This window comes from Frigoribacterium sp. CG_9.8 (assembly GCF_015751965.1).
GTDB lineage: Bacteria > Actinomycetota > Actinomycetes > Actinomycetales > Microbacteriaceae > Lacisediminihabitans.
This window is the reverse complement of record NZ_JADOVH010000008.1, coordinates 45,345-67,380: the sequence shown is the minus strand read 5'-3', so window position 1 is coordinate 67,380 and position 22,036 is coordinate 45,345. Positions and strand designations below refer to the sequence as shown.

Here is a 22,036-nt window from a genome sequence, read left to right as displayed (position 1 = left end):
GATCGAATGAGTGTCGTAACCCATATCGATACCGGAGGTCCTCACCTTTTCAACTCACGCCACGCACACAACCTCCGTGGGAAGAACACCTAGGCGTTGCGTGCGGGTTTCGGCACGGGGGAGAGCCGGGGCGACACCGGGATAAGTCCGAGGGATGCGACGTTCCGATCGCCGCCGAACACACCGACCGCGTAGCACTGCCAGCCCGGCCCGCCAGCGCCGAGCAGTTCGAAGCGTGCGGCTACCCCGCGAGCCTCCGGAACCGCGTAGGCCACCCAGGCGGTGCAGGCTTCGCGCGCGGTGGTGGCCGCAACAGATGCCGTTGTCAGTACGCCGGGCAGCACGAGGCAGGCGATGCCGACCACGACCACGATGCGCAGCACGAACCGCATCCGCCGCAGGCGCGGTGCACCTTCGGTCGGCACGTAGCCGGCCAGCTCGGGCTCATCGTCGTAAGTCATGTCCGAATAATCTTGCCACGCTGTTGGTCTGGTCATGCTGATCGTCTTGCCTGCGCTGTCGGTCTTACCTGCTCTGGGTTCTACGGTGCTGTTAGCGCAGTGGCGCCGTCGCGCGCGTGTCCTGTCGTCGGTAGGTCGCCGTGTCAACGCGGTATCGTGAATTATCCCCAGTCTCGAAATTGGAGGTCGTCTATGTCGACACCGCCGTCCGTGCCCGAGCCCGTCCCATCCTTGCCATCTGAGCCATCCCTGCCACCTGAGCCATCCCTGCCACCTGAGCCACCCGTGCCAGCCGCGCTACTGCCCGGACGGCTCGGCAACCCCGACAGCACTCTTGCCACTGACTCCCGTTCCGATCCGCGGATGCTTGCCGCGATGGAGCCGTTCCGACTCGGCGACCGCACTTCCCCACCCCGTGTCTCCCCGCAGGATCCCCTCGATGACCGACTCAGGTTCAGCCGACGGTCCGAGACCCGGCTCGAGGCACTCTTCGACGCGTTGCTTGTCGGCCTGCCACCGGTCGATGGCATTGTGCGATCGACCCGCACCATCCGAGGGCCAGGCGGCCGCGACCTGCTGCTCTCCATTCATCGCCCGGCGGATGTCTCGGAGCCGCTGCCGGGCATCCTGCATATTCACGGCGGTGGCATGGTGATGCTTCGCGGTGGCAATGCCGTTTACACCCGTTGGCGGGATGAGCTCGCGGCTGCTGGCCTTGTTGTGGTGGGCGTCGAGTTTCAGAACGCTGTCGATGAGACCGGGCATCATCCCTTTCCGCAGGGGCTCGACGACGTTACCGCCGCAACGAAGTGGGTGTCGGCAAATCGGGCCGAGCTCGGAATCTCCGCACTGGTGCTCCAGGGCGATTCTGGTGGTGCGAATCTGGCGCTGGCCGCCACGATCCGTGCCGGACGTGAGGGGCGCGCCGATCCGGTAGCCGCAGCCGCAGCGGGAATCGACGGTGTTTACGCCTCAGTGCCGTTCATCTCGGGACTCTACGAGTGGCTGCCGGAGCACAATCCGCCCGAGTTGCCCTCACTCACCGAGAATGATGGCTACTTTATGAGCAATGCGCTCAACAGCATCCTGCGAGACCTTTACGACGAGGGTCGCGCCAATCGCACCAATCCGCTGGCGTGGCCGTACTTCGCCGGCGTGGACGACCTGCGCGGCCTTCCGCCCCATGCCATCTCGGTCAACGAGCTCGATCCCTGCCGCGATGAGGGGCTCGCCTACGCGCAAACCCTCCGTGACGCCGGGGTGCCTGTTCTGGAGCGCACGGTTCAGGGAGTGTGCCACTTCGGTGATGAGCTTTTTCGGGCGGCGCTTCCGGATGTCTACGCCGCCTCCGTAGCTCACGTGCACGACTTCGCTGCCAGTCTGTAGTCGCTCCCGTCCCTGTCCCGTTCCAGTTCCAGTGCCAGTGCCAGTGCTAGTGCCAGTGCCAGTGCTGAGAGCGGACATTTGGATGACCCGGCGGGGTGTTGCTTCCACCGTTCGGCGCGTTGGAGGCGGCATCCGCCCTCGGCCGCACGCTTGCCCTCGCATCGAAGCACAGGCGTGCGCTGAGCTGCCCTAGTGCGAGCTGCCCTCGGTCTCGATCTCGGTGCGGTCACCGCTCCACAGCGTGTGGAAGGTGCCCTCCTTGTCAATGCGCTTGTAGGTGTGTGCCCCAAAGAAGTCGCGCTGTCCCTGGGTGAGCGCCGCGGGAAGCCGGTCGGCGCGCAAGCTGTCGTAATAGGCGAGGGATGAGGCGAAGACCGGCGCGGGGATGCCCGCGTGCGCGGCATCCGCAACCACATTGCGCCAGGAGTCCTGAGCCTTGGCGACGACATCGGTGAAGAACGGCGCGGTCACGAGCGACACCAGTTCGGGGTTCTCGGCGTAGGCCTCGGTGATGCGGTTGAGGAAGCGGGCTCGGATGATGCATCCGCCGCGCCAGATCTTGGCGATCTCCCCCTTCTTGATGTCCCAGTCATACTGCTCGGCACCGGCGACAATGGCGTCGAAGCCCTGGCTGTAGGCGATCACCTTCGAGGCATAGAGCGCCTGGCGAACACCCTCGATGAAGCCGTCGACGTTGTCCACCGGGGATGCTGTTGGTCCGGGAAGAGCGGCGGCTGCGGCACGCTGCGCCGGCTTCGACGAGACGGAACGCGCAAACACCGCCTCTGCAATGCCCGACACCGGGATCCCGAGGTCGAGCGAGGTCTGAACGGTCCAGACTCCGGTGCCCTTTGATCCGGCCTGGTCGAGAATCACATCGACAAGGGGCGCACCGGTAGACGCGTCCACCTGGCGCAGCACCTCGGCGGTGATCTCGATCAGGTAGCTCTCGAGCTCGCCGGTGTTCCACTCGGTGAAGATGTCGGCGATCTCGGCCGGGGTTTTGCCTGTGCCGCGACGGACCAGGTCGTAGGCCTCACCGATGAGCTGCATGTCGGCGTACTCGATGCCGTTGTGGATCATCTTGACGAAGTGTCCGGCACCGTCGTGGCCGACGTGCGTCACGCAGGGTTCACCGTCGACGACCGCGGCGATCGACTCGAGGATCGGACCGAGGGTCTTCCACGCCTCATCCGACCCGCCGGGCATGATCGACGGGCCCTTGAGCGCTCCCTCTTCGCCACCGGAGATGCCGGCGCCGACGAAGTTGATTCCGGTCTGGCGCACCGCTTTCTCACGTCGGATGGTGTCGGTGAAGAGCGCATTGCCGCCATCGACGATGATGTCGCCGGGTTCGAACACCTTCACGAGTTCGTCGATCACGGCATCCGTTCCCCGGCCGGCCTGCACCATGATCAGGGCGGCACGCGGCTTCGTCAGGGAAGCGGCGAATTCGGCATAGCTGGTGGTGCCGACGAAGTTCGCCTCCGGGTGTTCAGAAAGCAGAGTGTCGGTCTTCTCGTGGCTGCGATTGAAGACGGCGACGGTATTTCCCTCACGGCTCGCGAGGTTGCGGGCGAGGTTGCTCCCCATTACCGCGAGTCCGACCACTCCGATGTTTGCCTGTGCGTCAGCCACGATTGCTCCCTGTTACCTTTTCCGGTGCCGAAAAATTACCCTTCTCAGGGTAGTGCGTGTGGCTGGGGAGCTATTCTATGGCGCATGTCACAGCCACTCCTCGTAGTTATGGGAGTCTCCGGCTCCGGCAAGACGACGGTGGGGATCGCGCTTGCTGAAGCGTGTGCTGTGCCGTTTTGCGACGCCGATGACCTGCATCCGGCGGCGAATGTCGCGAAGATGGCCGCAGGAATCGCGCTCACCTATGACGACCGGATGCCCTGGCTCGCGCTCGTCGGTGCTGAGCTGGCCGCGGCATCCGAGGGTCTCGTCATCGCATGTTCGGCGCTGACACGGGTCTATCGCGAGACGATCCTCGCGGCGGCACCCTCCGCTCGGTTCGTGTTCCTCGACGGTTCGCGTGAACTGCTCGAATCGCGGATGCAGCATCGCCAGGGTCATTTCATGCCGGCGTCGCTTCTCGATTCGCAGCTCGCAACGCTCGAGCCCCTCGGCGCGGACGAGCCCGGCACGCGCATCGTGCTCGATGAGCACCCCACGGTGACGTCTATCGTCGCGCTGCTGGCGCCGCCGCCGGTCGAGTAGGTTGATTCGCGAACTGGGCCCACGCCGCCGGTTCCGATCGATTCGGCAGCATCGAGAGGCCGTGTCGGTGGAGTGCGGTGTTACGAGGTCAGGACCCGTGTAAACTCGGCCACTGTACTTCGGCGAGGGATGCTGTGCATCCGTTATCGACGCGGTGGATCGGGCACGTGGCTGCTGTCAGCCCCAAGTCTTTCCTCACGCTGATGCGTTCGAGTGGAAATCAATAGACGCGGGCACTGTGCTGGAACACAGACTGTGCTGAAACACAGAACGTCCGCGAAGGAGAAGCATGTCTGAGAAGAAAGCTCACAAGGAGCTCACCAATAAAATCGCGGCCGAGTCGCGCACCACCTTCGGCAAGGGTGTTGCCCGCAAGCTTCGCGCTGCCGGCAAGGTACCCGCGGTTGTGTACGGTCACGGCACTGAGCCGCTGCACGTGAGCCTCCCGGCCCACGAGATCGCACTGCTGCTGCGCAAGGCGAACGCGATCCTGGACCTCCAGCTCGGCGGCGGAGCCAACCAGCTCGCCCTCGTCAAGGACGTACAGAAGAACCCGCTCCGCCAGATCATCGAGCACATCGACCTCATTGTGGTGCGCAAGGGCGAGCGCGTCGAGGTCGACGTTGCGGTTCACGTGACGGGTGAGCCGGTCGCCGGCACCTCGATCGACCTCGATGCCAAGTCGATCACGATCGAGGCCTTGGCCACCAACATCCCCCAGAATGTCGTCGTTGACGTCGAGGGGCTTGAGGCCGGCAGCCAGATCTTCGCGAAGGATGTCACGCTGCCCGAGGGTTCGGTGCTCGTGACCGATCCCGACGTACTGGTCGTCGCCATCAGTATCCCGGGGGAGCAAGACCTGGGTGAGACCCCCGAGGTCGAGGCCTCTGAGGAAGTCGTCGCCGAGGAAGTCGTCGCCGAGGAAGTCGTCGCCGAGTAACCACCACCACCACCACCAACACCCTGCAAAGGCAGTCAATGGATGCCACGCAGTGGCTCGTAGTCGGGCTCGGCAACCCCGGGCCCGACTACGCCAGTAATCGACACAATGTCGGTCAGATGGTCTTGGCCGAACTCGCGGACCGGGCCTCGGCATCCTTCCGTTCGCATAAAACCAACTCGACGGTGGCGGAGGGGCGCACGGGACTTGAGGGCCCGCGGCTTGTTTTCGCCAAGCCCAATAGCTTCATGAATCTCTCTGGCGGGCCGGTCGTGTCGCTTCTCAATTTCTACCGAATCGAGCCGGCCCAGCTGATTGTCGTGCATGACGAGCTCGATATTCCGTTTGACAAGCTGAAGATCAAATTCGGCGGCGGCCATGGCGGCCACAACGGTATTCGGGACATAATCTCAGCCATCGGTACCGGCGATTTTGCCCGGGTGCGGGTGGGCATCGGCCGTCCGCCAGGTCGGCAGTCGGCGGCCGATTTCGTGCTGCGTGACTTCGGCTCCACCGAGCGCGCGGTGCTTCCCAACCTGCTGACGGATGCCGCGGATGCCGTCGAGTCGATCGCTCGCGACGGCCTCATCGCGGCCCAGTTGCGATTCCACACCATCGCCGAGTGACTCGCCGCGGGCGATCCGTGCCCGGAGTGACCTGCTCGGGTGATCCGTGCCCGGAGTGACCTGCTCGGGTGATCCGTGCCCGGAGTGACCTGCCGCGGGTGACTCGCCCCGAGCACCCCCTGTTGCCCACCAGTTCTGCAGGAGTTGTGCCACAGCATTCCCAGATCAGGTCACCGAGCTGGCATCCTCACTAACGCCGCAGACGCACCCGGCTTTCTCAATCGACATGGTAGAAGTCGTGACTTCACAGGCAGAAAAAGTCGCAACTTCTACCAAGTCGATTCAGGAGTTCACCGCCAGCATCGATCCCCGCACCCGCCAGGCGCCCGCACTCGGGCCGCACCCGCCAGGCGCCCGCACCATACCCGCACCCGCACGAATACGAACCCTGCTTCCACCGCACCCTGCTTCCACCGCACCGTGCCAGCACGTCAGTACACCTCCGCAGCCCCCGCTCAGCCGCCTGTCACTGCCCGCGCGTAGACTATATGCCGTGATACTTTCGGGCTTGAACCCTGCGCTTTTGCGCGCCCACACGTTCGAAAACGCTGTCTCCTGGGCATCCCGCAGCGCGGATTTCTCGCTCGTCGACGGCCTTCGCGCGCCGCTTCTCGCCTCTCTCCTCGCCGCGCGAAGCGCCAAGTCCAGCGCCCCGCAGGCACTCCTCGCGATCGTGGCGACCGGTCGCGATTCCGAATCCCTGCGTTCTGCTCTCGCCAGCGTGATGCCAGAGGCGCAGGTCGTGGAGTTCCCCGCCTGGGAGACTCTCCCGCATGAGCGCCTCAGCCCGAGCGCCGAGACCGTCGGCAAGCGCATCCATGCCCTTCGCATCATGCAGCGCTGGACGGATGCCCCGCAGCACGACCTCGTGATCGTCGCGAGCGTGCGGGCAGCCCTTCAACCCCTGGCCGATAATCTCACGAGCATCGAGCCGCTCGCCCTCACCGCTGGCGGCCGCGGTTACGATCTACCGGGCATCAGCCGTCAGCTGGTTGACCTGGCATATTCCCGTGTCGACATGGTCACCCGGCGTGGCGAATTCGCAGTGCGCGGCGGCATCCTCGACGTGTTTGCGCCAGTGGCAGAGCATCCGTGGCGCGTGGAATTCTTCGGCGACGAGGTCGAGCAGATCCGCCAGTTCTCGGTCGCCGACCAGCGCTCGATGGATGAGCCGATCCCCCTGGTGGAGCTGCCGCCGAGTCGCGAGCTGCTGCTGAGCGGCGCCGTGAGGCAGCGCGCCCGCGAGATGCAGCACGAGTTTCCGAGCCTCAGCCAGATGCTCGCCAAGATCAGCGAGGGCATTCCGGTCGATGGCATGGAATCGCTCGCACCCGCGCTCGTCGACCGGCTCGTGCCGCTCACCCATTACCTGCCGACGGATGCCGCGATCGCGGTCCTCGCGCCCGAGCGGGTCGCCAGCCGCGCTGTGAGCCTCGTCGAGACAAATCGCGAGTTCCTCAGTGCCGCCTGGAATGCCGCCACTGCCGGGGCCGAATCCCCGATCGACCTCGATTCGGGCGACTTCCTCAGCATCAACGCGCTTCGGGATGCCGCGGGCTCACGCAACTGGTGGACGCTGAGCAGTTTCGACAGCGGGAGCAGTTTCGATAGCGGAGGCGGATTCGACTCGGGTGCCGCAGCGCCCGAGACCACCGAGACTTCCGAGACCTCGGAGCTCCGCGACGGCGACCACTACATCCGCATCGGCGCGACGACCGTACCCACTTTTCAGGGCAAGGCCGACGGGGCGATCGATTACGTCGGCGACCTGTTGAAGGAGGGCTGGACCGTTGCGGTCGTCGCCGCTGGCCACGGCCTGGTCGAGCGCGCCGCGGAAGCACTCGGCGAGCACGGCTTCGCCGCCCGCATCGTCGAGACATTCCCGGCGGACGCCGAGACCGGCGTCGCCTACCTGCTCTGCGCATCCGTCGAGCACGGATTCGAGCTGCCGGAGATCAAGTTCGCACTGCTCAGCGAGAGCGAGTTTTACGGCCGGGCGGCCGGCTACGACGCCCGCCAGGTGAAGAAGCTCGCCAGTCGTCGCAAGAATGTGGTCGACCCGTTGCAGCTCAAGGCCGGCGATTTCGTGGTGCACGAGACCCACGGAATCGGGCGTTTCGCCGAGCTCGTGCAGCGCACCGTCTCGACCGGTGGACGCAACGCCGTCAAGAACAACCGCGAGTATCTGCTGGTCGAATATGCGCCGTCGAAGCGCGGCTACCCCAACGATAAGCTCTACGTTCCCACCGATCAGCTCGACCTGCTCACTCGCTATGTCGGGGGAGAGGCGCCAACGCTGAGCAAGATGGGCGGATCCGAATGGGCGGCCCAAAAAGGGCGCGCACGTAAGGCGGTGCGAGACATCGCCGTCGAGCTCGTCAAGCTCTACTCGGCACGCATGGCAAGCCGCGGCCACGCCTTCCCACCCGACACGCCGTGGCAGCGGGAGCTCGAGGAGGCCTTCCCGTTTGCGGAGACTCCCGACCAACTCACCACCATCGACGAGGTCAAGGCCGATATGGAGCGGCCGATCCCGATGGATCGTCTGATCTCCGGTGATGTGGGCTACGGCAAGACCGAGGTCGCCATCCGCGCCGCCTTCAAGGCTGTGCAAGACGGCAAGCAAGTGATCATGCTGGTGCCGACCACCCTGCTCGTGAAGCAGCACATGGAGACCTTCGCCGAGCGTTTCGCCGGCTTCCCCGTGCATCTGCGTGCACTCAGCCGGTTCCAGACCGACAAGGAGACGAAGGAGACGATCAAGGGAATGGCGGATGGCACGGTGGATGTCGTCATCGGCACCCACCGGCTCCTCAGCCCGAACATCGTGCTCAAGGATCTCGGACTCGTGATCATCGACGAGGAGCAGCGCTTCGGGGTCGAGCACAAGGACGCGCTGAAGAAGTTGAAGACCAACGTCGACATCCTGGCGATGAGCGCGACCCCCATCCCGCGCACACTGGAGATGGCGGTCACCGGCATCCGCGAGATGTCGACGCTTGCGACTCCTCCAGAGGACCGCCATCCGATCCTCACCTTCGTCGGTCCGTATCACGACAAGCAGGTGAGCGCCGCCATTCGCCGTGAACTGCTGCGCGAGGGCCAGATCTTCTTCGTGCACAACCGGGTCTCGTCGATCAGCCGGGTTGCCTCCCAGCTCGCCGAGCTCGTTCCCGAGGCGCGCATCGCTGTGGCTCACGGACAGTTGCCCGAGCATGTGCTCGAGCAGGTGATGGTCGACTTCTGGGAGCGCAAATTCGACGTGCTCGTCTCGACGACCATCATCGAGACCGGGCTCGATATCGCCAATGCGAACACCCTGATCATCGACCGGGCTGACAAATACGGACTCAGCCAGCTGCACCAGTTGCGCGGTCGCGTCGGGCGTGGGCGCGAGCGTGCCTACGCCTATTTCCTCTACGACGGTGACAAGCCGCTTGGCGAGGTGGCCCATGATCGGCTCGCCACGATCGCCGCCAACAACGAGCTCGGTGCCGGTATGCAGGTGGCGCTCAAGGATCTCGAGATTCGCGGCGCGGGCAACCTGCTCGGTGGTGAGCAGTCGGGGCACATCGCCGGTGTCGGATTCGACCTCTACCTGCGCATGATCGGCGAGGCAGTTGCGACTTTCCGAGGGGATGTCGCCGAGGGCCAGACCGAGCTGCGTCTCGAACTTCCGGTGGATGCTCACATCCCCGAGGAATACGTGGAGAGCGAGCGACTGCGTCTTGAGGCCTACCAGAAGCTGTCGACGGCGGCCTCTCCGACGGCAGCCCCCGACTCGATCGATCGGGTGCTCGAAGAGCTCACCGACCGCTACGGCGAGCCGCCCGTGCAGGTGCTGAACCTCATCGCGGTCTCGAGGCTGCGACGGATGGCGCAGAAGGCCGGCCTCTCGGAGGTCGTCACCGCGGGCGGTAACCTCCGTGTCGCGTCGATGGAGCTGCTCGACTCGATCCAGATCCGGCTGCAGCGGATGTTCCCCGGTGCCCGGTACTTTCCCCAGACGCACTCGGTGTCGATCCCCCTCCCGGTGCACCAGGGCATTCCGCTCGCGGATGCCGACCTCATCGAGTGGACCGGCCAGCTGCTCGTCGCCATCTTCGGTGCCGAGCTGAAGATCGCCGTCCCGCTGGTCGAGTAGCGCGGTCTGCCGCGCGTATCGAGACCTCGCCGCCCGCTTTCCCGCTGGTCGAGTAGCGCGCTCTGCCGCGCGTATCGAGACCCTCACGTCCCCGCCGATGGCAGACGAGATCGAGTGGCTCATCGTGTCCGAGATGATGTCCCAGGCTCGCCGTATTCTCTTTCGAGGAGCAGACACCGGATGCCTTTCACCGGCTGTACCCGCACTGACACGACGATCCCAATTCGGTCCCATTATGGGATGACAAAGCAAATCGCAGTCCGATTACCTGACGACCTGGTGGACTTTTTGGACGACTTGGTTGCGAGCGGCGAGGAAGTGAGCCGGGCAGCCATAGTCACCCGTGCGCTGAAACGCGAGAAGCGGCGGCTCGGAGCGCTGCGAGACGTCGAGATCCTGAAGCGGCTTGGGCCGGATGATGATCTGAACTCCCTGGCACGTTTCTCGGCCCAGATTCCCCAGGACATCGATTAATGCGCCCCATCCATCTTGCCTCGATGAACAAACTTCGCCCGGTGGTGGTCCTCACCCGCGAGACGGTACGTCCCTACCTGTCGCGTGTCACAGTCGCCACCATCACGACGTCCCGGCGCGGATTAACGGTTGAGGTCCCCGTCGGACGAGCGAATGGTCTCAACCATGATTCGGTGATCTCCTGTGACAACGTCACGACGATTCTTGTGACGGACCTTGGCGAACAGATTGGATTTCTGCTTCCCTCGCAGGAGCACGCACTCACGGAGGCGCTCAACGCGGCCTTCGACCTCGAATAGCCCTACCTCTCCCCAACCACAACTCATCGCGCTGGCGACTTGTCCACAGATCGACTGATCTCCCGCAGGGGTCCATCGACACCCGGCCACACTTGCGGCATGACAGTGATCCTCAAGGCAAACGGTCCCGCAGACCTTCTTGCGATGGCGCCGCCGATGGTGGGCTTCCTGCCCCGAAACGGTGTCGTGCTCGTCGCCTTTCGCGGCAAACGCACCTGCGGTGCAATGCGATTCGACCTCCCCCCATGCGATGATCCGGTCGTCCACAAACGCGTGGTGACCACCATCGTCGGCATGTTCTGCAAACTTCCAGAGGTGGATGCCGCGGTGGTGATCGTCTACACCGACGATGAGTTCGGCATCAGCAACGCGGTTCCGCAGGCGGCTTTTGCCGAGCTGATTGGGCGTCGTCTGACTCTTTCGGGCTTCGAGTTGCGTGAGTCGATCTGCCAGGCTGCGGATGGCTGGGCTTCCTATTTTGATCCCGATGTTCCGGCGGGCGGTCATCCACTCGCCTGGATCGGCGAGTCGACAGTCGCTCGGACGATCGATAGCCAGCGCGGAATGTTTCCTCCCCAGGCGTCGATGATCGATCGCGTTCCGCGCGCCGAAAAATCACAGCGATCGCGCCTGGCCAAGAGGCTCGAGGCCTACGACAAAGTCAGGGCGAGCATCGTGCGTGGTGACGGACCCATGCCGCCGAGCGTGTTCGACGCCGTGGAAGACCTTCCCCACTTCGCGGAGCGTGCGCTGGCCTGGGATGCTGCCGAGCTCGAGGTAAACGGTGCTCTCCTGGCCTTCGTGCTGCAGGGGCCACCCATTCGCGATCTGATCATGCTGCAGTGGTCGTTCGGTATCGAGGTCGGTGACCGGCTGTGGGAACGTGACCGACTCGACGGGTGTGCTGACGCCGACCTCGAAGACCTCGCCGACCTCGGAGACCTGATGATGGGCATCGGCCCGCGTCCCGATCCGCACAGGATCGAGGGTGGCATCGCGCTACTGCTCGAGCTCACGTCGCGGGCGGAGGATGTGAGGCGGCCACCGCTGCTCTGCATGCTCGCCTGGCTCAACTGGGCGCTCGGTCACGGATCCCAGGCCGGGCTGCATCTCGAAGAGGCGCTTGCCATTGCGCCCGGCTACTCGATGGCACAGCTGCTCCGATCGATGACGGGCACTGGCATCCTGCCGGAGTGGGCTTTCGAGGGGCCTTCTGCGCTTCTGTGATCGCGTCGATCGTTCCCATAGTGGTACCGTGCTCTCATGAGTGGTACACACACCTTCACTGTGGGAGATCGGGGAAGAGTGGTGCTTCCCAGCCGACTTCGGCAGCATCGCGGTTGGCCGGAGGGCACCACCCTTGTCGCAATAGAGACCGCAGCCGGTGTTGTCGTGACGTCTCGTGAGGAGCTGGAATTGATTGTGGAGCAGCAGCTTGCCGGTGTGAATCTCGTGGCCCAGCTGCTCGAGGAACGGCGCGCATCCGCAACACTCGACGACCGCGCGTGAACGTCTTCGACTCCTCCGCACTCCTCGCCTATCTCCGCCGTGAATCGGGCAGCGGTGTGGTGCGAGATCATCTGCTCGACGGGGGTGTGTGCAGTGCGGCCAACTGGTCCGAAGTGGCGCAGAAGGTGCGCGGAGCAGGTGCGGACTGGGCAATTTCCCGGGCATTGCTCCTGAGTTACGAACTTTCGGTGGAGCCGGTCACTGAGGCGGATGCTGAGGACGCTGCGCGCCTCTGGGCTATCGGTTCCAGACTGTCACTCGCAGATCGACTGTGTCAGGCCCTGACGGATCGCCTCGCGGCAACCGCTGTGACCGCGGATGCCGCCTGGCGCGATCTCCCCAACGTGCGGATGATTCGCTGATTTACCATCCGTCACCCTACGAACGCGGTCCCAGATTGTCCGCGAAATCACGAGGCGCCGGACCGCCGGGACGGCCAACCCCGGTCTGGCGATCCGAGCGCATTCTGCGTCTTTTCGCTGCGAAATCGCACAAGTCCGCTTCCTGTCTTTCTCGATGCGAATGTCGTGTGTTCGTGCGGCTTAGGCGAAGTTAAATGTCGGCAGTGTTGAGATACCGAATTCGAGGTCGGCTTTACGAGCTTTTCTTCGAGGGCTTGTCAGGGTCCTCAATTCGTGGGCAGGTTCATCTTGGCTGGCAACACCGCTCAGGTGGACTTGTTGCAGAAGCTAAGGCGATGCGGCAGAAGCCTCCCGGGTCCAAAACCTGCGCTGATATCGGGCGTTCTCCAGGTCCAGGCGATGATGCCGCTTGAAGGCGACTTCTGCGAACGGTTTCAGATCCAAGGTGCGGGCGACTGAGAAATTATCCAATATAACCATTCCGCCGAGGTCAAGTTCCGTGTGGTGATTAGGGCATAGACAGAGGAGGTTGTCGAGAGAGTCCTTCCCGATATGGGGCCTCCCCAGGGGCTTTACATGGGCACCTTCTGAGTAGGCGCGGCCGTCAGCGCCAGGGATCACCTCATCGCAAATTTGGCAGTGGTGTTCGTAGATCTTCTTGATCTCCCGCGAAAGTGCGGTGTCGCGAATGCGCCGTGAAACCGTCGTGGTCGCATAGGCCGGGTCTGGATCGGGGGCTTCACGGGTCACTAATGGAGCTTGCTCGGGTAATCGATCTAACTTGAATCTGACAATGTCGAATCCATCACGCCCTCTACGGATCCAATAATCGGTGACCTCGAATAGCCCGGCGTACACATAGCCGCTGAGGGGCGCATACGGCGAGCCCGAGTGTCGGCCGCGGATCACGCGAACGGGTAGGCCTTCCGCGCGGCTGGTTATCAGCCCCGCGTTCCCAGGAGCATCGATGGATTGATGGTCAATCTGGCGCCTGGTGTTCGAATCGTTTCCACCGTGGCCGGTATAGATGATCCAGTCACCGTGATCCTCGTCATCGACGTATCCTCCCGACACAACAATTGAATCAGCACCTTCAGCTCTCGTGCCAGAAATCCCCGCTTGAAGCGGGCGATGGACGTGAAGCTCATGAAGCTCCCTGCGGTCGATGAACGGCTGTCCCACTCGCACGGTATCCGGCGTACCAAAAAACCTTGACATGAAACCCCTCCTTCGCTCAATGTAAGGGAAACTTCGATATTCATGATCGGGCGAGCCCGATGGACGCACTAAGCAACCCCCACCCACAACCCATCCCGCGCCCGGGTCATCGCCACGTACAACTCTCGCCGATCGAGCTCGCGCCGCTCCGTCTCGGTTGAGTCCTCGGAGACCGGCGCCGGCTCGAACAGCCGCGGGGGAGTGCGCACCACCAGCACCTGCTTGAACTCATGGCCTTTTGCGCGCTTGATCGTGCCCACCTTGATCGCCTCAACCGGCGTGCCGTCGTAGGCGAGCAGCTCGATCGACTTGAGGCCGGCCGCAGCAAGCGCCTTGCTGACATCGCCGGCGGCGGATTTGGTGGGGGTGAGGATTCCGATGTCCCCCAGGTGCACTCCGGCGCGAAGGAGGCTCCGCTCATGTTCGATCAGCGAACGGTCATGACCAGCACGCGAGGTGAAGCGCGTCACCTCCGGTCGCGCGCCGTGCCGCACCACCTCGGAGGTGACATCCGCAGTGGAGGGCGCGCCCTCGATATCGACGAACTCGTCACCGGCGACCCGGGACAGGGCGAGGTCCGCGATCTCGATCGTGTTTCGGTAGTTCTTGGTCATGATCACGCCTCGGCCGGCGATCGAGATGTTCGCCTCCGCGAGCGTGTAACCGCCAGGGTAGATCGTCTGTTGGCCGTCGCCGATGAGGTTGAGACCGTCGGGTCGGTCGCCAGCGATGCTGTGCAGCATGCGGATCATTGCGCAGGAAAGATCCTGAGCTTCATCCACGACAACCGCACTGTATCCCTCGAGCGGTGTCTTCTTCAACGACTGCTCGGCGAGCAGGATGATGTCGGCGAAGTCGTGAACCTGCGCCTCGCGTAGCGCGAAATGGTACGCGCCGTGCAGTTGCCAGACCGCATACCGCTGGGCGCCGTTCAGCCCGCGCTTCCGGCCGATCCGGGAGAGGGCGGCATAGTGTTCGAACTTCGTGAGGCCGCGTCCCTTGATCACGCTGAGGATCTCGTCGCGCCAATAGTTCTGATCACTGTCAATGCGCGCGAGCTCGGTGTTCAGCCCGGCGGTGCGCCAGGCGCAATCGAAAGCGAGGCTTGCTTTGGCGGAATCAAGATGGGTGCCGACTCCGCGCTCGCGCAGAAGGTTGAGTGCAAACGCATGGATGCCGCAGAATTCGATCCGATCAACCACTTCAGGAGCCATCCGCTGCATCAATGACGACAGCACCGCCGGGAGCGTGCGCACGAACGTAGTGACGAGCACGGTACCCGGCCTCGTGCGGGCGATGTATGCGGCACGATGCAGCCCGACAACGGTCTTGCCCGTGCCAGCAGCACCACGAATGCGGGATGGGCCGTTGAACGATCGGCGGGCGAGTCGAGCCTGATCGGGGTGGAGAAAAGCCATCCATTCTTCGATCGGCTTCACCATGATGCTACAGAGCAGAGCATCTTCGATCTCTTGGAGTGTGATCAGCGCATCGTCGTAGCTCGTTTCGATAACCGGCTCGACCAGTGTCAGCTCGACCGCATGGGCGCGAGCGACAATCGGCGGAAAAAGCACCTCAAGCGCGGCACGAGCGGCATGAATCTGCACGGGTCGAAGTCGCGTTCCGCGATCGAGCAGATAGCGGATGGCCAGATCCTCACTCACGAGGTCGACACCGGATGCCTCACCCCGCAGCCGTTGTGTCTGCACGCCTTCGCTCCTGACGCCTCCATTGCCCATAAAGATCGCCGCCACCCTGATCTCACCGGGTGCGATGCCCACGTCGGCAAGGGTGCTCTCGGTGATCTCGCGCAGCGACCCGAAGTTTTCGAATCTCTCGGCGACATCATCCTGTCCCTGGAACACGCGACCGTTGTGAATGCTCACCTGTGTCCACGCTTTGGCGTCGATGAGGAAGACGCCAGACGGCCCGACCACGATGAAGTCGACATTTGCCGTGCGCGACCCCGGCCACGCGCGGTCGGCAAGGACGTGGTAATCCTGCTCGAGGAGAGGCTCCATCAGGCCGGCAAGTGAGCGTTCTCCGGCAGCCCCTGCCGAGTAGTTCCGGTACATCTGGCGCGCCTTCATGGACGCGTATTCGGCAGCTTCCGCTTCGGCCAAATATCGGGCGGCCTCGCCGGACGCCGAGTGACCTGCAGACATCGTCATTCCCCTGAACGTGATGGCCCGGCTGATGCCCGCTGGCTCATTCTTCGACCTATCCTCGCGGAATAACAGAAACTGGTCTATCGCCCGTTCGGGGGTGGTGACGTCTGCGACGATCCCATGATGCGGCGGTCCGTTTATTAGGTTGCGCCGCTTGTAAGGCGCTGATCCGAGCGGTGCGAAAGGTGCGGTGCGAAAGGTGCGACGCTGAAAAATGCGGTGCGGAAAGATGCTTGAATTCCCGGACCAGCACGCTATCGCCCAGCTCGGGGCCAAGGCAATCTTCGAGCTCGCCCCGCACGGCAGCGACTGTACGAACCCGAAGATTCCAACCCGCGTAACCACGACTGTGGTGCGGATGACGCTTGAGTCCGTGCTCAGCAGATTCGGTCAGGTCGCGTCCTGCTGAGTAGTGGAGTTTCTCAACACCGTGCGGGTCGGTGATTCTAGTTCAGGCGGTGGTCAGTTCGCGGAGGATCACCGGCTCGTCGATGACCTCGATCGGGTTGTTCATGACGGTCAGCTCCAGCATCGAGCTTTCCGAGAAGTAGCTGCGTTTGCCGGCTTCCCGCGGTGGTGCCGGTGTGTGGTGCGCCCGGGGTCGTGTAGTGCCGGTGTGGGACGCACCCGGTCGCCACTTCAGCTCGTCGAGATCCGCGTACTCGTGACAGCGTGACGAGAAAAGTCATATCCCAACCACCTTCTCGACGGGTCCCGGTATCCTCTCCTCCACAGGGGCGTGGTAAGAGCACTTATCCACAGAAAGTGCTGGTCAGAAGCATATTATGTTTGTAATATCGGTACTTGTGTGGCATAGTAATGAGTATGAATCCCCCATCCGCAACGCTTCTCGAGCAGCCCGCGGCGTGGTACGCCGCGTCGCCCGCTTCAGCGTCCGCGGAACCCGTCTTAGCGCCAGCGTCAGCGTCAGCGTCAGCGTCAGCGTCAGCGTCAGCGCCCGTGCCCGATGGCCCCGGAACGGAGCCGGGTTCGGGGGAGTGGGGTCGCCCCGGAATTGGCTTCGCCTGCAACCGCAACGGGGCATTCGAGCGTGACGAAGAAAGCACGGCGCTCGCCGAATCCTATGCCGAGGCATTCGCACGTCGGCGACAGAATGATGCGGAGCTGGTGCACCTGGCATCTGTCTCGCTCGAGATAACCGAAGCGACTGCGAGCGCAGGAATCGGTGCACGCATTGCTGCGCGGCGAGCGGATCGCGATGTCGCCGATTCGATCGCCGAAATCGGACTGATCTCGATTCACGAAGCTCTTCATATCTGCCGGGTCGCCCGCGGAATCACCGAACGCACCACGCTGCTTGGTGAACAGCTGCCGGCTCCCTATGAGCGAGTGCGCGAGGCATTCGAGAATCTGAATATCCCCGTGGATTCTGCCAGCGCGATCATCTCGGCGCTGGATGAGGCCGGCTCACGGGCTGGCGCCCTGGCGAATAATACGGCGAATAATCTGGCGCACAATCTGGCGCACACCGACGCGGAGACGAGAGAGAACTTTGCGGTCGCCGAAAAGCTGCTGGTCGAATTTGCTCAGCAAAACCCGGCGGATCAGGTGCGCAAACTTGCCGCACGCTGGCGTGACGCGCTCGATGTCGACGGCGTCGAACCTCGCGAAAAGGCCCTCACGCAGCTGACCTCACTCCACAGATTCGTGCGCGCGAACGGCATGAAGCGATACGTTCTCGATGCGGATCCGGTGGCCGCTGCCTATCTGGATGCCGTGATCGACGGGTATGTCGGTGCCACTATCCGGCGTCCGCGGTTCGATGGTCCAGGCAGTGATGGTCCAGGCAGTGATGGTCCAGGAAGTGATGGCATAGAGAACGACGCGGCAACGAGCGATGCGGCTCTGAACGACGCTTGCGGACGCGATGCGTTCGTGGAAGTGCTCGAAGATACTCGCAGTCTCGGGCAGATCGCGGCCGAAAGCATCGTGCAGCTCGCGCGTCACGGCATCGCCTGCACCAACACCGAAATTCCGGTCCGGGCGACGAGCATCGTGGTGCGGATGTCCCTCGAACAACTCATCACCGGCCTCGGCGCCGCCTACATCGACGGCATCGAAACACCGATCTCCGCTGGTACTGCGCGAATCATGGCAGCGGATGCCGAAATCATCCCGGAAGTACTCGGAGGCGACAGCGAAGTTCTCGACCTGGGCACGCGTCGCCGTCTATTCAGCCGAGCACAGCGTCTCGCGATCACCGAGCGGGACGGCGGATGCGCGTTCCCCGGCTGCGAAGCTCCACCCACCCACACCGAGGCTCACCATATCGAATGGTGGACCGAGGGCGGGCTCACGAATCTGGACAACGCAATTACAGTGTGCTCCCGACATCATCACACGGTCCATCGAGACCGCTGGGGAATTCGGGTCATCGACAACGTGCCATGGTTCGTGCCACCGAGCAGCATCGACGCCACCCTAACCCCGCGTCGAGGCGGAAAACTGCCCGACCCCAGATTGCCGAATCCCGCACGAGGGAACGATTGGTCCCTGTCGCGCTGATCGTACACGTGCGCGTGTGCGTGTGCGTGTGCGTGTGCGTGGCGTGTGCGTGTGCGAACAGCCGAGCAACCCTGCAACCCTGTAACCCTGCAACCCTGCAACCCTGCAACCTGCCACCAAATGCACGTCATCGGGAATGCCGCGGCACACGTGGCGCTTGCACCTGCAATGGCCTCCCCGACGAACACCCTCGACGTCGGATTTCGCTCCGAACGCGGACCGATCCTCATCGCGCTGATGGTGACGACCGGGCTCGTGGCGATTGACTCCACCATCCTCGCAACGGCGGTGCCGTCCATCGTCGGCGACATCGGCGGCTTCTCCGCATTCCCGTGGCTGTTTTCCATCTACCTGCTCGCCCAGGCAGTCTCCGTGCCGGTATACGCAAAGCTCTCCGACACCCTGGGACGCAAGCCGATCATCCTCATCGGCGTCGGTCTTTTCCTGCTCGGATCGATCCTCTGCGGTTTCGCGTGGAGCATGCCAGCCCTCATCGCTTTCCGGGCCATCCAGGGTCTCGGCGCGGGAGCAGTGCAGCCCATGGCCATCACGATCGCGGGAGACATTTACACGGTCGCCGAACGAGCGAAGACGCAGGGATACCTCGCGAGTGTCTGGGCAGTGTCCTCCGTCGTCGGACCGACCCTCGGCGGTCTGTTCTCACAATTTTTGTCCTGGCGCTGGATCTTTTTCGTGAACGTGCCGCTCTGCATACTCGCGCTGGTGCTGTTGGTGCGGGTATTCCACGAGAAGGTCGAGCGTAAAAAGCACACGGTCGATTACCTCGGAGCCGCCCTGCTCACGGCATCCCTCAGCCTGATCATTCTCGCGGTGCTCGAGGGCGGCCAGGTCTGGGCGTGGAACTCTCCGCAGAGCATCGGTGCCTTCGCGCTCGGTGGCATTCTGCTCGCCGGATTCGTGATCGCCGAAAAGTTTGCAGCCGAACCGGTGCTGCCGCTGTGGGTCTTCTCTCGCCGGCTGCTGCTCACCACCGCGTTCATCTCGCTGGGGGTCGGCGCGGTGCTCATCGGGCTCACCTCCTATGTGCCCACCTACCTCGAGCGTTCGATCGGGGCCCCGCCGCTCGTTGCCGGACTTGCGCTCGCCGCGCTGACCATCGGATGGCCCATCGCAGCCTCGCTATCGGGTCGGCTTTATCTGCGCATCGGCTTTCGAACCACGGTGCTGATCGGCATGGCCGTGGCGGTCACCGGCACCCTCGTGCTCGCCCTCACCAGCCAGTCTCCGAGTATCGCGCTCGTGGCGACGAGCTGTTTCGTCGTCGGACTCGGCATGGGACTTGTCGCGACCCCGAGTCTCATCGCCGCGCAAGCGAGCGTGCAGTGGAACGAGCGAGGTGTCGTCACCGGTACCAATCTCTTCTCGCGATCCATCGGCAGTGCACTCGGTGTAGCCATCTTCGGGGCGATTGCCAACAGTATTTTCGCCTCGACCGGTGGCAGCGAGAAGGTGCCGTCGACTGTGGAGGCGGCATCCGGTGCGGTGTTCATCGCCGTGGCGATTGCGGCGATCGCAACTGTCGCCGCGGCATTCGCGATGCCGCGGACGCCCGCCTTGCTGGCAGAGGCTCCGGATGCCGGCACAGCCGACCCGCAGCCGGCCGCCACCTGAGCCAGCCAGCAACTCAGGCGATGCGACTACCCCGCGAGAGCCGACCAGCCGGGGTCCTGGTGCGTGCTACCGCTCCGGCGAGAGCCGCCGCCGCGAGACCCAGTTGGATGAGCAACCCGACAGCCCAGCCGGGCACGGTCGATGCGATCAGCTCCTGCGCCGTGGGGTACGCAGTGCCGCTGCCGCTGCCACTGCCGTTGTTCGCATCCGCTCCGCACGCGTCATAGGTCACCGTGGCCGGTGGAGCGATCTGCGCCATACGGACGCCAGCCTTGATACCGCCGAACAGATCGGTCACGTTGCCGCGCGAGTCGAAGTTGGTGGGCACAGCATCCGCAAGCAGCACATAGGGGTTGGTAACCAGCACTCCCCAGAAGTAGTCGAATCGCGGCGCTTTCGTGAACTGGACGTCTCCGGGTGCACAGCTGGTGGCTCGCCCGTTCTCGTCGAACGTAACACCAGCTGTCGTCGTGATGGTCTGCTCCGACTGCATCACCAGCCCGCCGAGCGCGAACGCGATGAGGGTACCGATACTGAGCGCGGCAACTGCGAGATAGGTCGCCACGATCGAGAACAGCGGACGATTCAGCACACCCGACAGCCCGACACCGAGTGCGGAGACCACACCGAGCTCCACCGCGAGCACGAGAATCGACACCACGATCGCCCCACCACTCAGGCCGCCGAGCAGGGATGCGTAGATCAGAAATGGCACTGACACGGCCAGGAAACCGAAGGCGGTGATCCATGCCGCGAGAAACTTGCCGATCACGATCTGGCCAGTGGTGATGAGGGTGATCTGGGTGGTGGCGAGAGTGCCGGCATCCCGATCGCCGTTGATTGCGTTACCACCGAGCGCGGGTGCCACCAGCGTGCCGAGCAGCAGCACGAAATAGATGATCGTGGAGAAGATTGCCCCACCGCTGGTGGACTCCGCCTGGTTAGTCCCGAGCGCGATCGACAGCAGTATCGTCACGATGGCGATGAGCGCAACGAATACTCCGAGCAGCACGTACCAGGCCCGACCACGCACCCGCTGGCGCAGTTCGAGCGACACGATCACGCCGACACCGGCGAAGAAGTCTTTCATTCGCCACCACCTCGGTTCAGGTCGAGGTAGGTGTGTTCGAGCTCACCAACAGCCGGCGCGAAGGTGCTGATCGCCACACCCGAACCAACGAGCGCCGTGAGCAGAGCGGATGCTGCGGCTTCACCCTGCAGCGGTACAAGCAGTTCGTCCCGGTCGACGACGATCGCACCGGCATCCACTCCGGCGGCGAGAAGCGCTGACGTGAGCGCGGCACGATCCACCGCCCGAATGCGCCAGGGTCTCGCCGTGGATCTGGTGCGCGTGACACTCTCCACACTGGCCGTGACACCTCCCTGCAGATATACGGCTCCATCCGCCATCTCATCGAGTTCTGCAAGCTCGTGGCTGGAGATCAGCACGGCCTTGCCCTCCGAGGCCACTCGCCGCACCAGCTGGCGCAGATCGACGCGAGCCTGGGGATCCAGCCCCGACGCCGGCTCGTCGAGCAGCAGCACCGCCGGGTCATGCACGAGCGCCCGAGCGAGACTGAGCCGCTGTTTCTGGCCGCGCGAGAGCACCCGGGTCGGCTGGGCGGCGAGTTGCTCGAGTCCCACCAGTAAAATCAGTTCAGTGGCGCGGGCAGCGGCGCTTGCCGTATCCATCCGATACAGGCGAGCGGTGGTTTCGAGGGTGGCGCGCACGGTGAGGGCGTTCCACGATCCGAGCAGGTCGGGCATCCAACCGAGTCGGGATCGCACCGCAGCGGTGTCGGTAACCGGATCGAATCCAGCGATGCGGATCTGCCCGACATCAGGTCGCAGCAGCGAGGCGAGCATGAGCAGCAGAGTGGTCTTCCCCGAGCCGTTGGGTCCGATCAGGGCGGTCACTGTGCCGGGCCCGGCAACAAAACTGGCATCGCGCACGGCCTGCACCTCGCCGAATGCGCGCGCCACATTCTCGACGACGATGGATGCATCAGTGTCCGTGTCCGTGTCCGTGTCCGTGTCCGTGTCAATGTCGCTCACAGTTTAAACTTAG

19 protein-coding genes are annotated in these 22,036 nt (G+C 63.7%); 13 read left to right on the top strand and 6 right to left on the bottom strand.

From position 1 onward, the window contains the following. Window positions 1–89: 89 nt before the first annotated feature. On the bottom strand, window positions 90–461 hold the full coding sequence (locus IWX88_RS13555; RefSeq protein WP_196831137.1) for a hypothetical protein: 372 nt from the start codon (window positions 459–461) through the stop codon (window positions 90–92). Between the two features lie 285 nt (window positions 462–746). Between IWX88_RS13555 and IWX88_RS13550 the strand changes: the two genes are divergently transcribed. Continuing rightward, window positions 747–1,847 carry an alpha/beta hydrolase fold domain-containing protein gene (locus tag IWX88_RS13550; RefSeq protein WP_196831135.1) on the top strand — a complete coding sequence of 367 codons (1,101 nt, stop codon included), beginning with the start codon at window positions 747–749 and terminating at the stop codon, window positions 1,845–1,847. 189 nt (window positions 1,848–2,036) lie between these two features. Here the strand turns inward: IWX88_RS13550 and gndA are convergent, their stop codons facing one another. Next, complete coding sequence (gene gndA / locus IWX88_RS13545) at window positions 2,037–3,485, bottom strand: NADP-dependent phosphogluconate dehydrogenase (protein ID WP_196831133.1); 1,449 nt, start codon at window positions 3,483–3,485, stop codon at window positions 2,037–2,039. 84 nt (window positions 3,486–3,569) lie between these two features. On the opposite strand from gndA, the gene IWX88_RS13540 reads away from it, so the two are divergent. From IWX88_RS13540 to IWX88_RS13500, 9 genes are all read left to right on the top strand, one after another. Next, window positions 3,570–4,070 (top strand): gluconokinase, encoded by a 501-nt coding sequence (locus IWX88_RS13540; protein WP_196831131.1) that lies wholly within the window; start codon window positions 3,570–3,572, stop codon window positions 4,068–4,070. A 289-nt stretch (window positions 4,071–4,359) separates the two neighbouring features. Next, the gene (locus IWX88_RS13535) at window positions 4,360–5,010 is read left to right on the top strand and encodes a 50S ribosomal protein L25/general stress protein Ctc (RefSeq protein ID WP_196831130.1); all 651 of its coding nucleotides are present in this window, start codon (window positions 4,360–4,362) and stop codon (window positions 5,008–5,010) included. 38 nt (window positions 5,011–5,048) lie between these two features. Beyond that, entirely contained in the window at window positions 5,049–5,636 is a 588-nt protein-coding gene (gene pth, locus IWX88_RS13530; protein ID WP_196831129.1) for an aminoacyl-tRNA hydrolase, read from the top strand. 493 nt (window positions 5,637–6,129) lie between these two features. Then, window positions 6,130–9,780, top strand: coding sequence for a transcription-repair coupling factor (gene mfd / locus IWX88_RS13525; protein WP_196831128.1), 3,651 nt, complete (start codon window positions 6,130–6,132; stop codon window positions 9,778–9,780). A gap of 240 nt (window positions 9,781–10,020) precedes the next feature. After that, the gene (locus tag IWX88_RS13520) at window positions 10,021–10,254 is read left to right on the top strand and encodes a hypothetical protein (protein ID WP_196831127.1); all 234 of its coding nucleotides are present in this window, start codon (window positions 10,021–10,023) and stop codon (window positions 10,252–10,254) included. 23 nt (window positions 10,255–10,277) lie between these two features. Continuing rightward, window positions 10,278–10,553 (top strand): type II toxin-antitoxin system PemK/MazF family toxin, encoded by a 276-nt coding sequence (locus IWX88_RS13515; RefSeq protein ID WP_305038638.1) that lies wholly within the window; start codon window positions 10,278–10,280, stop codon window positions 10,551–10,553. Window positions 10,554–10,652: 99 nt separating this feature from the next. Then, window positions 10,653–11,780: a DUF4192 domain-containing protein gene (locus IWX88_RS13510; protein WP_196831125.1), complete on the top strand. Its 1,128-nt coding sequence runs from the start codon at window positions 10,653–10,655 to the stop codon at window positions 11,778–11,780. Window positions 11,781–11,816: 36 nt separating this feature from the next. Then, on the top strand, window positions 11,817–12,062 hold the full coding sequence (locus tag IWX88_RS13505) for an AbrB/MazE/SpoVT family DNA-binding domain-containing protein (protein WP_196831124.1): 246 nt from the start codon (window positions 11,817–11,819) through the stop codon (window positions 12,060–12,062). Then, window positions 12,059–12,424: a PIN domain-containing protein gene (locus tag IWX88_RS13500; RefSeq protein WP_196831123.1), complete on the top strand. Its 366-nt coding sequence runs from the start codon at window positions 12,059–12,061 to the stop codon at window positions 12,422–12,424. The genes IWX88_RS13505 and IWX88_RS13500 overlap by 4 nt, the downstream gene beginning before the upstream one ends. A 327-nt stretch (window positions 12,425–12,751) precedes the next feature. Here the strand turns inward: IWX88_RS13500 and IWX88_RS13495 are convergent, their stop codons facing one another. Together IWX88_RS13495 and IWX88_RS13490 are read right to left on the bottom strand one after the other, a co-directional pair. Next, window positions 12,752–13,642, bottom strand: coding sequence for a YDG/SRA domain-containing protein (locus tag IWX88_RS13495; RefSeq protein ID WP_196831121.1), 891 nt, complete (start codon window positions 13,640–13,642; stop codon window positions 12,752–12,754). 68 nt (window positions 13,643–13,710) lie between these two features. Next, on the bottom strand, window positions 13,711–15,813 hold the full coding sequence (locus tag IWX88_RS13490) for a UvrD-helicase domain-containing protein (protein ID WP_196831118.1): 2,103 nt from the start codon (window positions 15,811–15,813) through the stop codon (window positions 13,711–13,713). Between the two features lie 226 nt (window positions 15,814–16,039). On the opposite strand from IWX88_RS13490, the gene IWX88_RS13485 reads away from it, so the two are divergent. The 3 genes from IWX88_RS13485 (at window position 16,040) to IWX88_RS13475 (ending at window position 19,968) form a co-directional block, all read left to right on the top strand. Then, window positions 16,040–16,219 (top strand): hypothetical protein, encoded by a 180-nt coding sequence (locus IWX88_RS13485; protein WP_196831116.1) that lies wholly within the window; start codon window positions 16,040–16,042, stop codon window positions 16,217–16,219. Between the two features lie 551 nt (window positions 16,220–16,770). Continuing rightward, a complete protein-coding gene (locus IWX88_RS13480; RefSeq protein WP_196831114.1) occupies window positions 16,771–18,336 on the top strand; it encodes an HNH endonuclease signature motif containing protein in 1,566 nt (521 codons plus the stop codon). A 168-nt stretch (window positions 18,337–18,504) separates the two neighbouring features. Then, complete coding sequence (locus IWX88_RS13475; RefSeq protein ID WP_196831147.1) at window positions 18,505–19,968, top strand: MFS transporter; 1,464 nt, start codon at window positions 18,505–18,507, stop codon at window positions 19,966–19,968. A gap of 13 nt (window positions 19,969–19,981) precedes the next feature. Here the strand turns inward: IWX88_RS13475 and IWX88_RS13470 are convergent, their stop codons facing one another. Continuing rightward, window positions 19,982–21,058 carry an ABC transporter permease gene (locus tag IWX88_RS13470; RefSeq protein WP_196831112.1) on the bottom strand — a complete coding sequence of 359 codons (1,077 nt, stop codon included), beginning with the start codon at window positions 21,056–21,058 and terminating at the stop codon, window positions 19,982–19,984. Beyond that, the gene (locus IWX88_RS13465; protein ID WP_370568373.1) at window positions 21,055–22,023 is read right to left on the bottom strand and encodes an ABC transporter ATP-binding protein; all 969 of its coding nucleotides are present in this window, start codon (window positions 22,021–22,023) and stop codon (window positions 21,055–21,057) included. The genes IWX88_RS13470 and IWX88_RS13465 overlap by 4 nt, the downstream gene beginning before the upstream one ends. Window positions 22,024–22,036: the final 13 nt, after the last annotated feature.

Coding starts and splice junctions, on each gene's coding strand:
- IWX88_RS13555 (WP_196831137.1), bottom strand. CDS start 461: ATGACTTACGACGATGAGCCCGAGCTGGCCGGCTACGTGCCGACCGAA.
- IWX88_RS13490 (WP_196831118.1), bottom strand. CDS start 15,813: ATGACGATGTCTGCAGGTCACTCGGCGTCCGGCGAGGCCGCCCGATAT.
- IWX88_RS13495 (WP_196831121.1), bottom strand. CDS start 13,642: ATGTCAAGGTTTTTTGGTACGCCGGATACCGTGCGAGTGGGACAGCCG.
- IWX88_RS13540 (WP_196831131.1), top strand. CDS start 3,570: ATGTCACAGCCACTCCTCGTAGTTATGGGAGTCTCCGGCTCCGGCAAG.
- IWX88_RS13485 (WP_196831116.1), top strand. CDS start 16,040: ATGCTTGAATTCCCGGACCAGCACGCTATCGCCCAGCTCGGGGCCAAG.
- pth (WP_196831129.1), top strand. CDS start 5,049: ATGGATGCCACGCAGTGGCTCGTAGTCGGGCTCGGCAACCCCGGGCCC.
- IWX88_RS13515 (WP_305038638.1), top strand. CDS start 10,278: ATGAACAAACTTCGCCCGGTGGTGGTCCTCACCCGCGAGACGGTACGT.
- IWX88_RS13475 (WP_196831147.1), top strand. CDS start 18,505: ATGGCCTCCCCGACGAACACCCTCGACGTCGGATTTCGCTCCGAACGC.
- IWX88_RS13470 (WP_196831112.1), bottom strand. CDS start 21,058: ATGAAAGACTTCTTCGCCGGTGTCGGCGTGATCGTGTCGCTCGAACTG.
- IWX88_RS13535 (WP_196831130.1), top strand. CDS start 4,360: ATGTCTGAGAAGAAAGCTCACAAGGAGCTCACCAATAAAATCGCGGCC.
- IWX88_RS13505 (WP_196831124.1), top strand. CDS start 11,817: ATGAGTGGTACACACACCTTCACTGTGGGAGATCGGGGAAGAGTGGTG.
- IWX88_RS13510 (WP_196831125.1), top strand. CDS start 10,653: ATGACAGTGATCCTCAAGGCAAACGGTCCCGCAGACCTTCTTGCGATG.
- IWX88_RS13520 (WP_196831127.1), top strand. CDS start 10,021: ATGACAAAGCAAATCGCAGTCCGATTACCTGACGACCTGGTGGACTTT.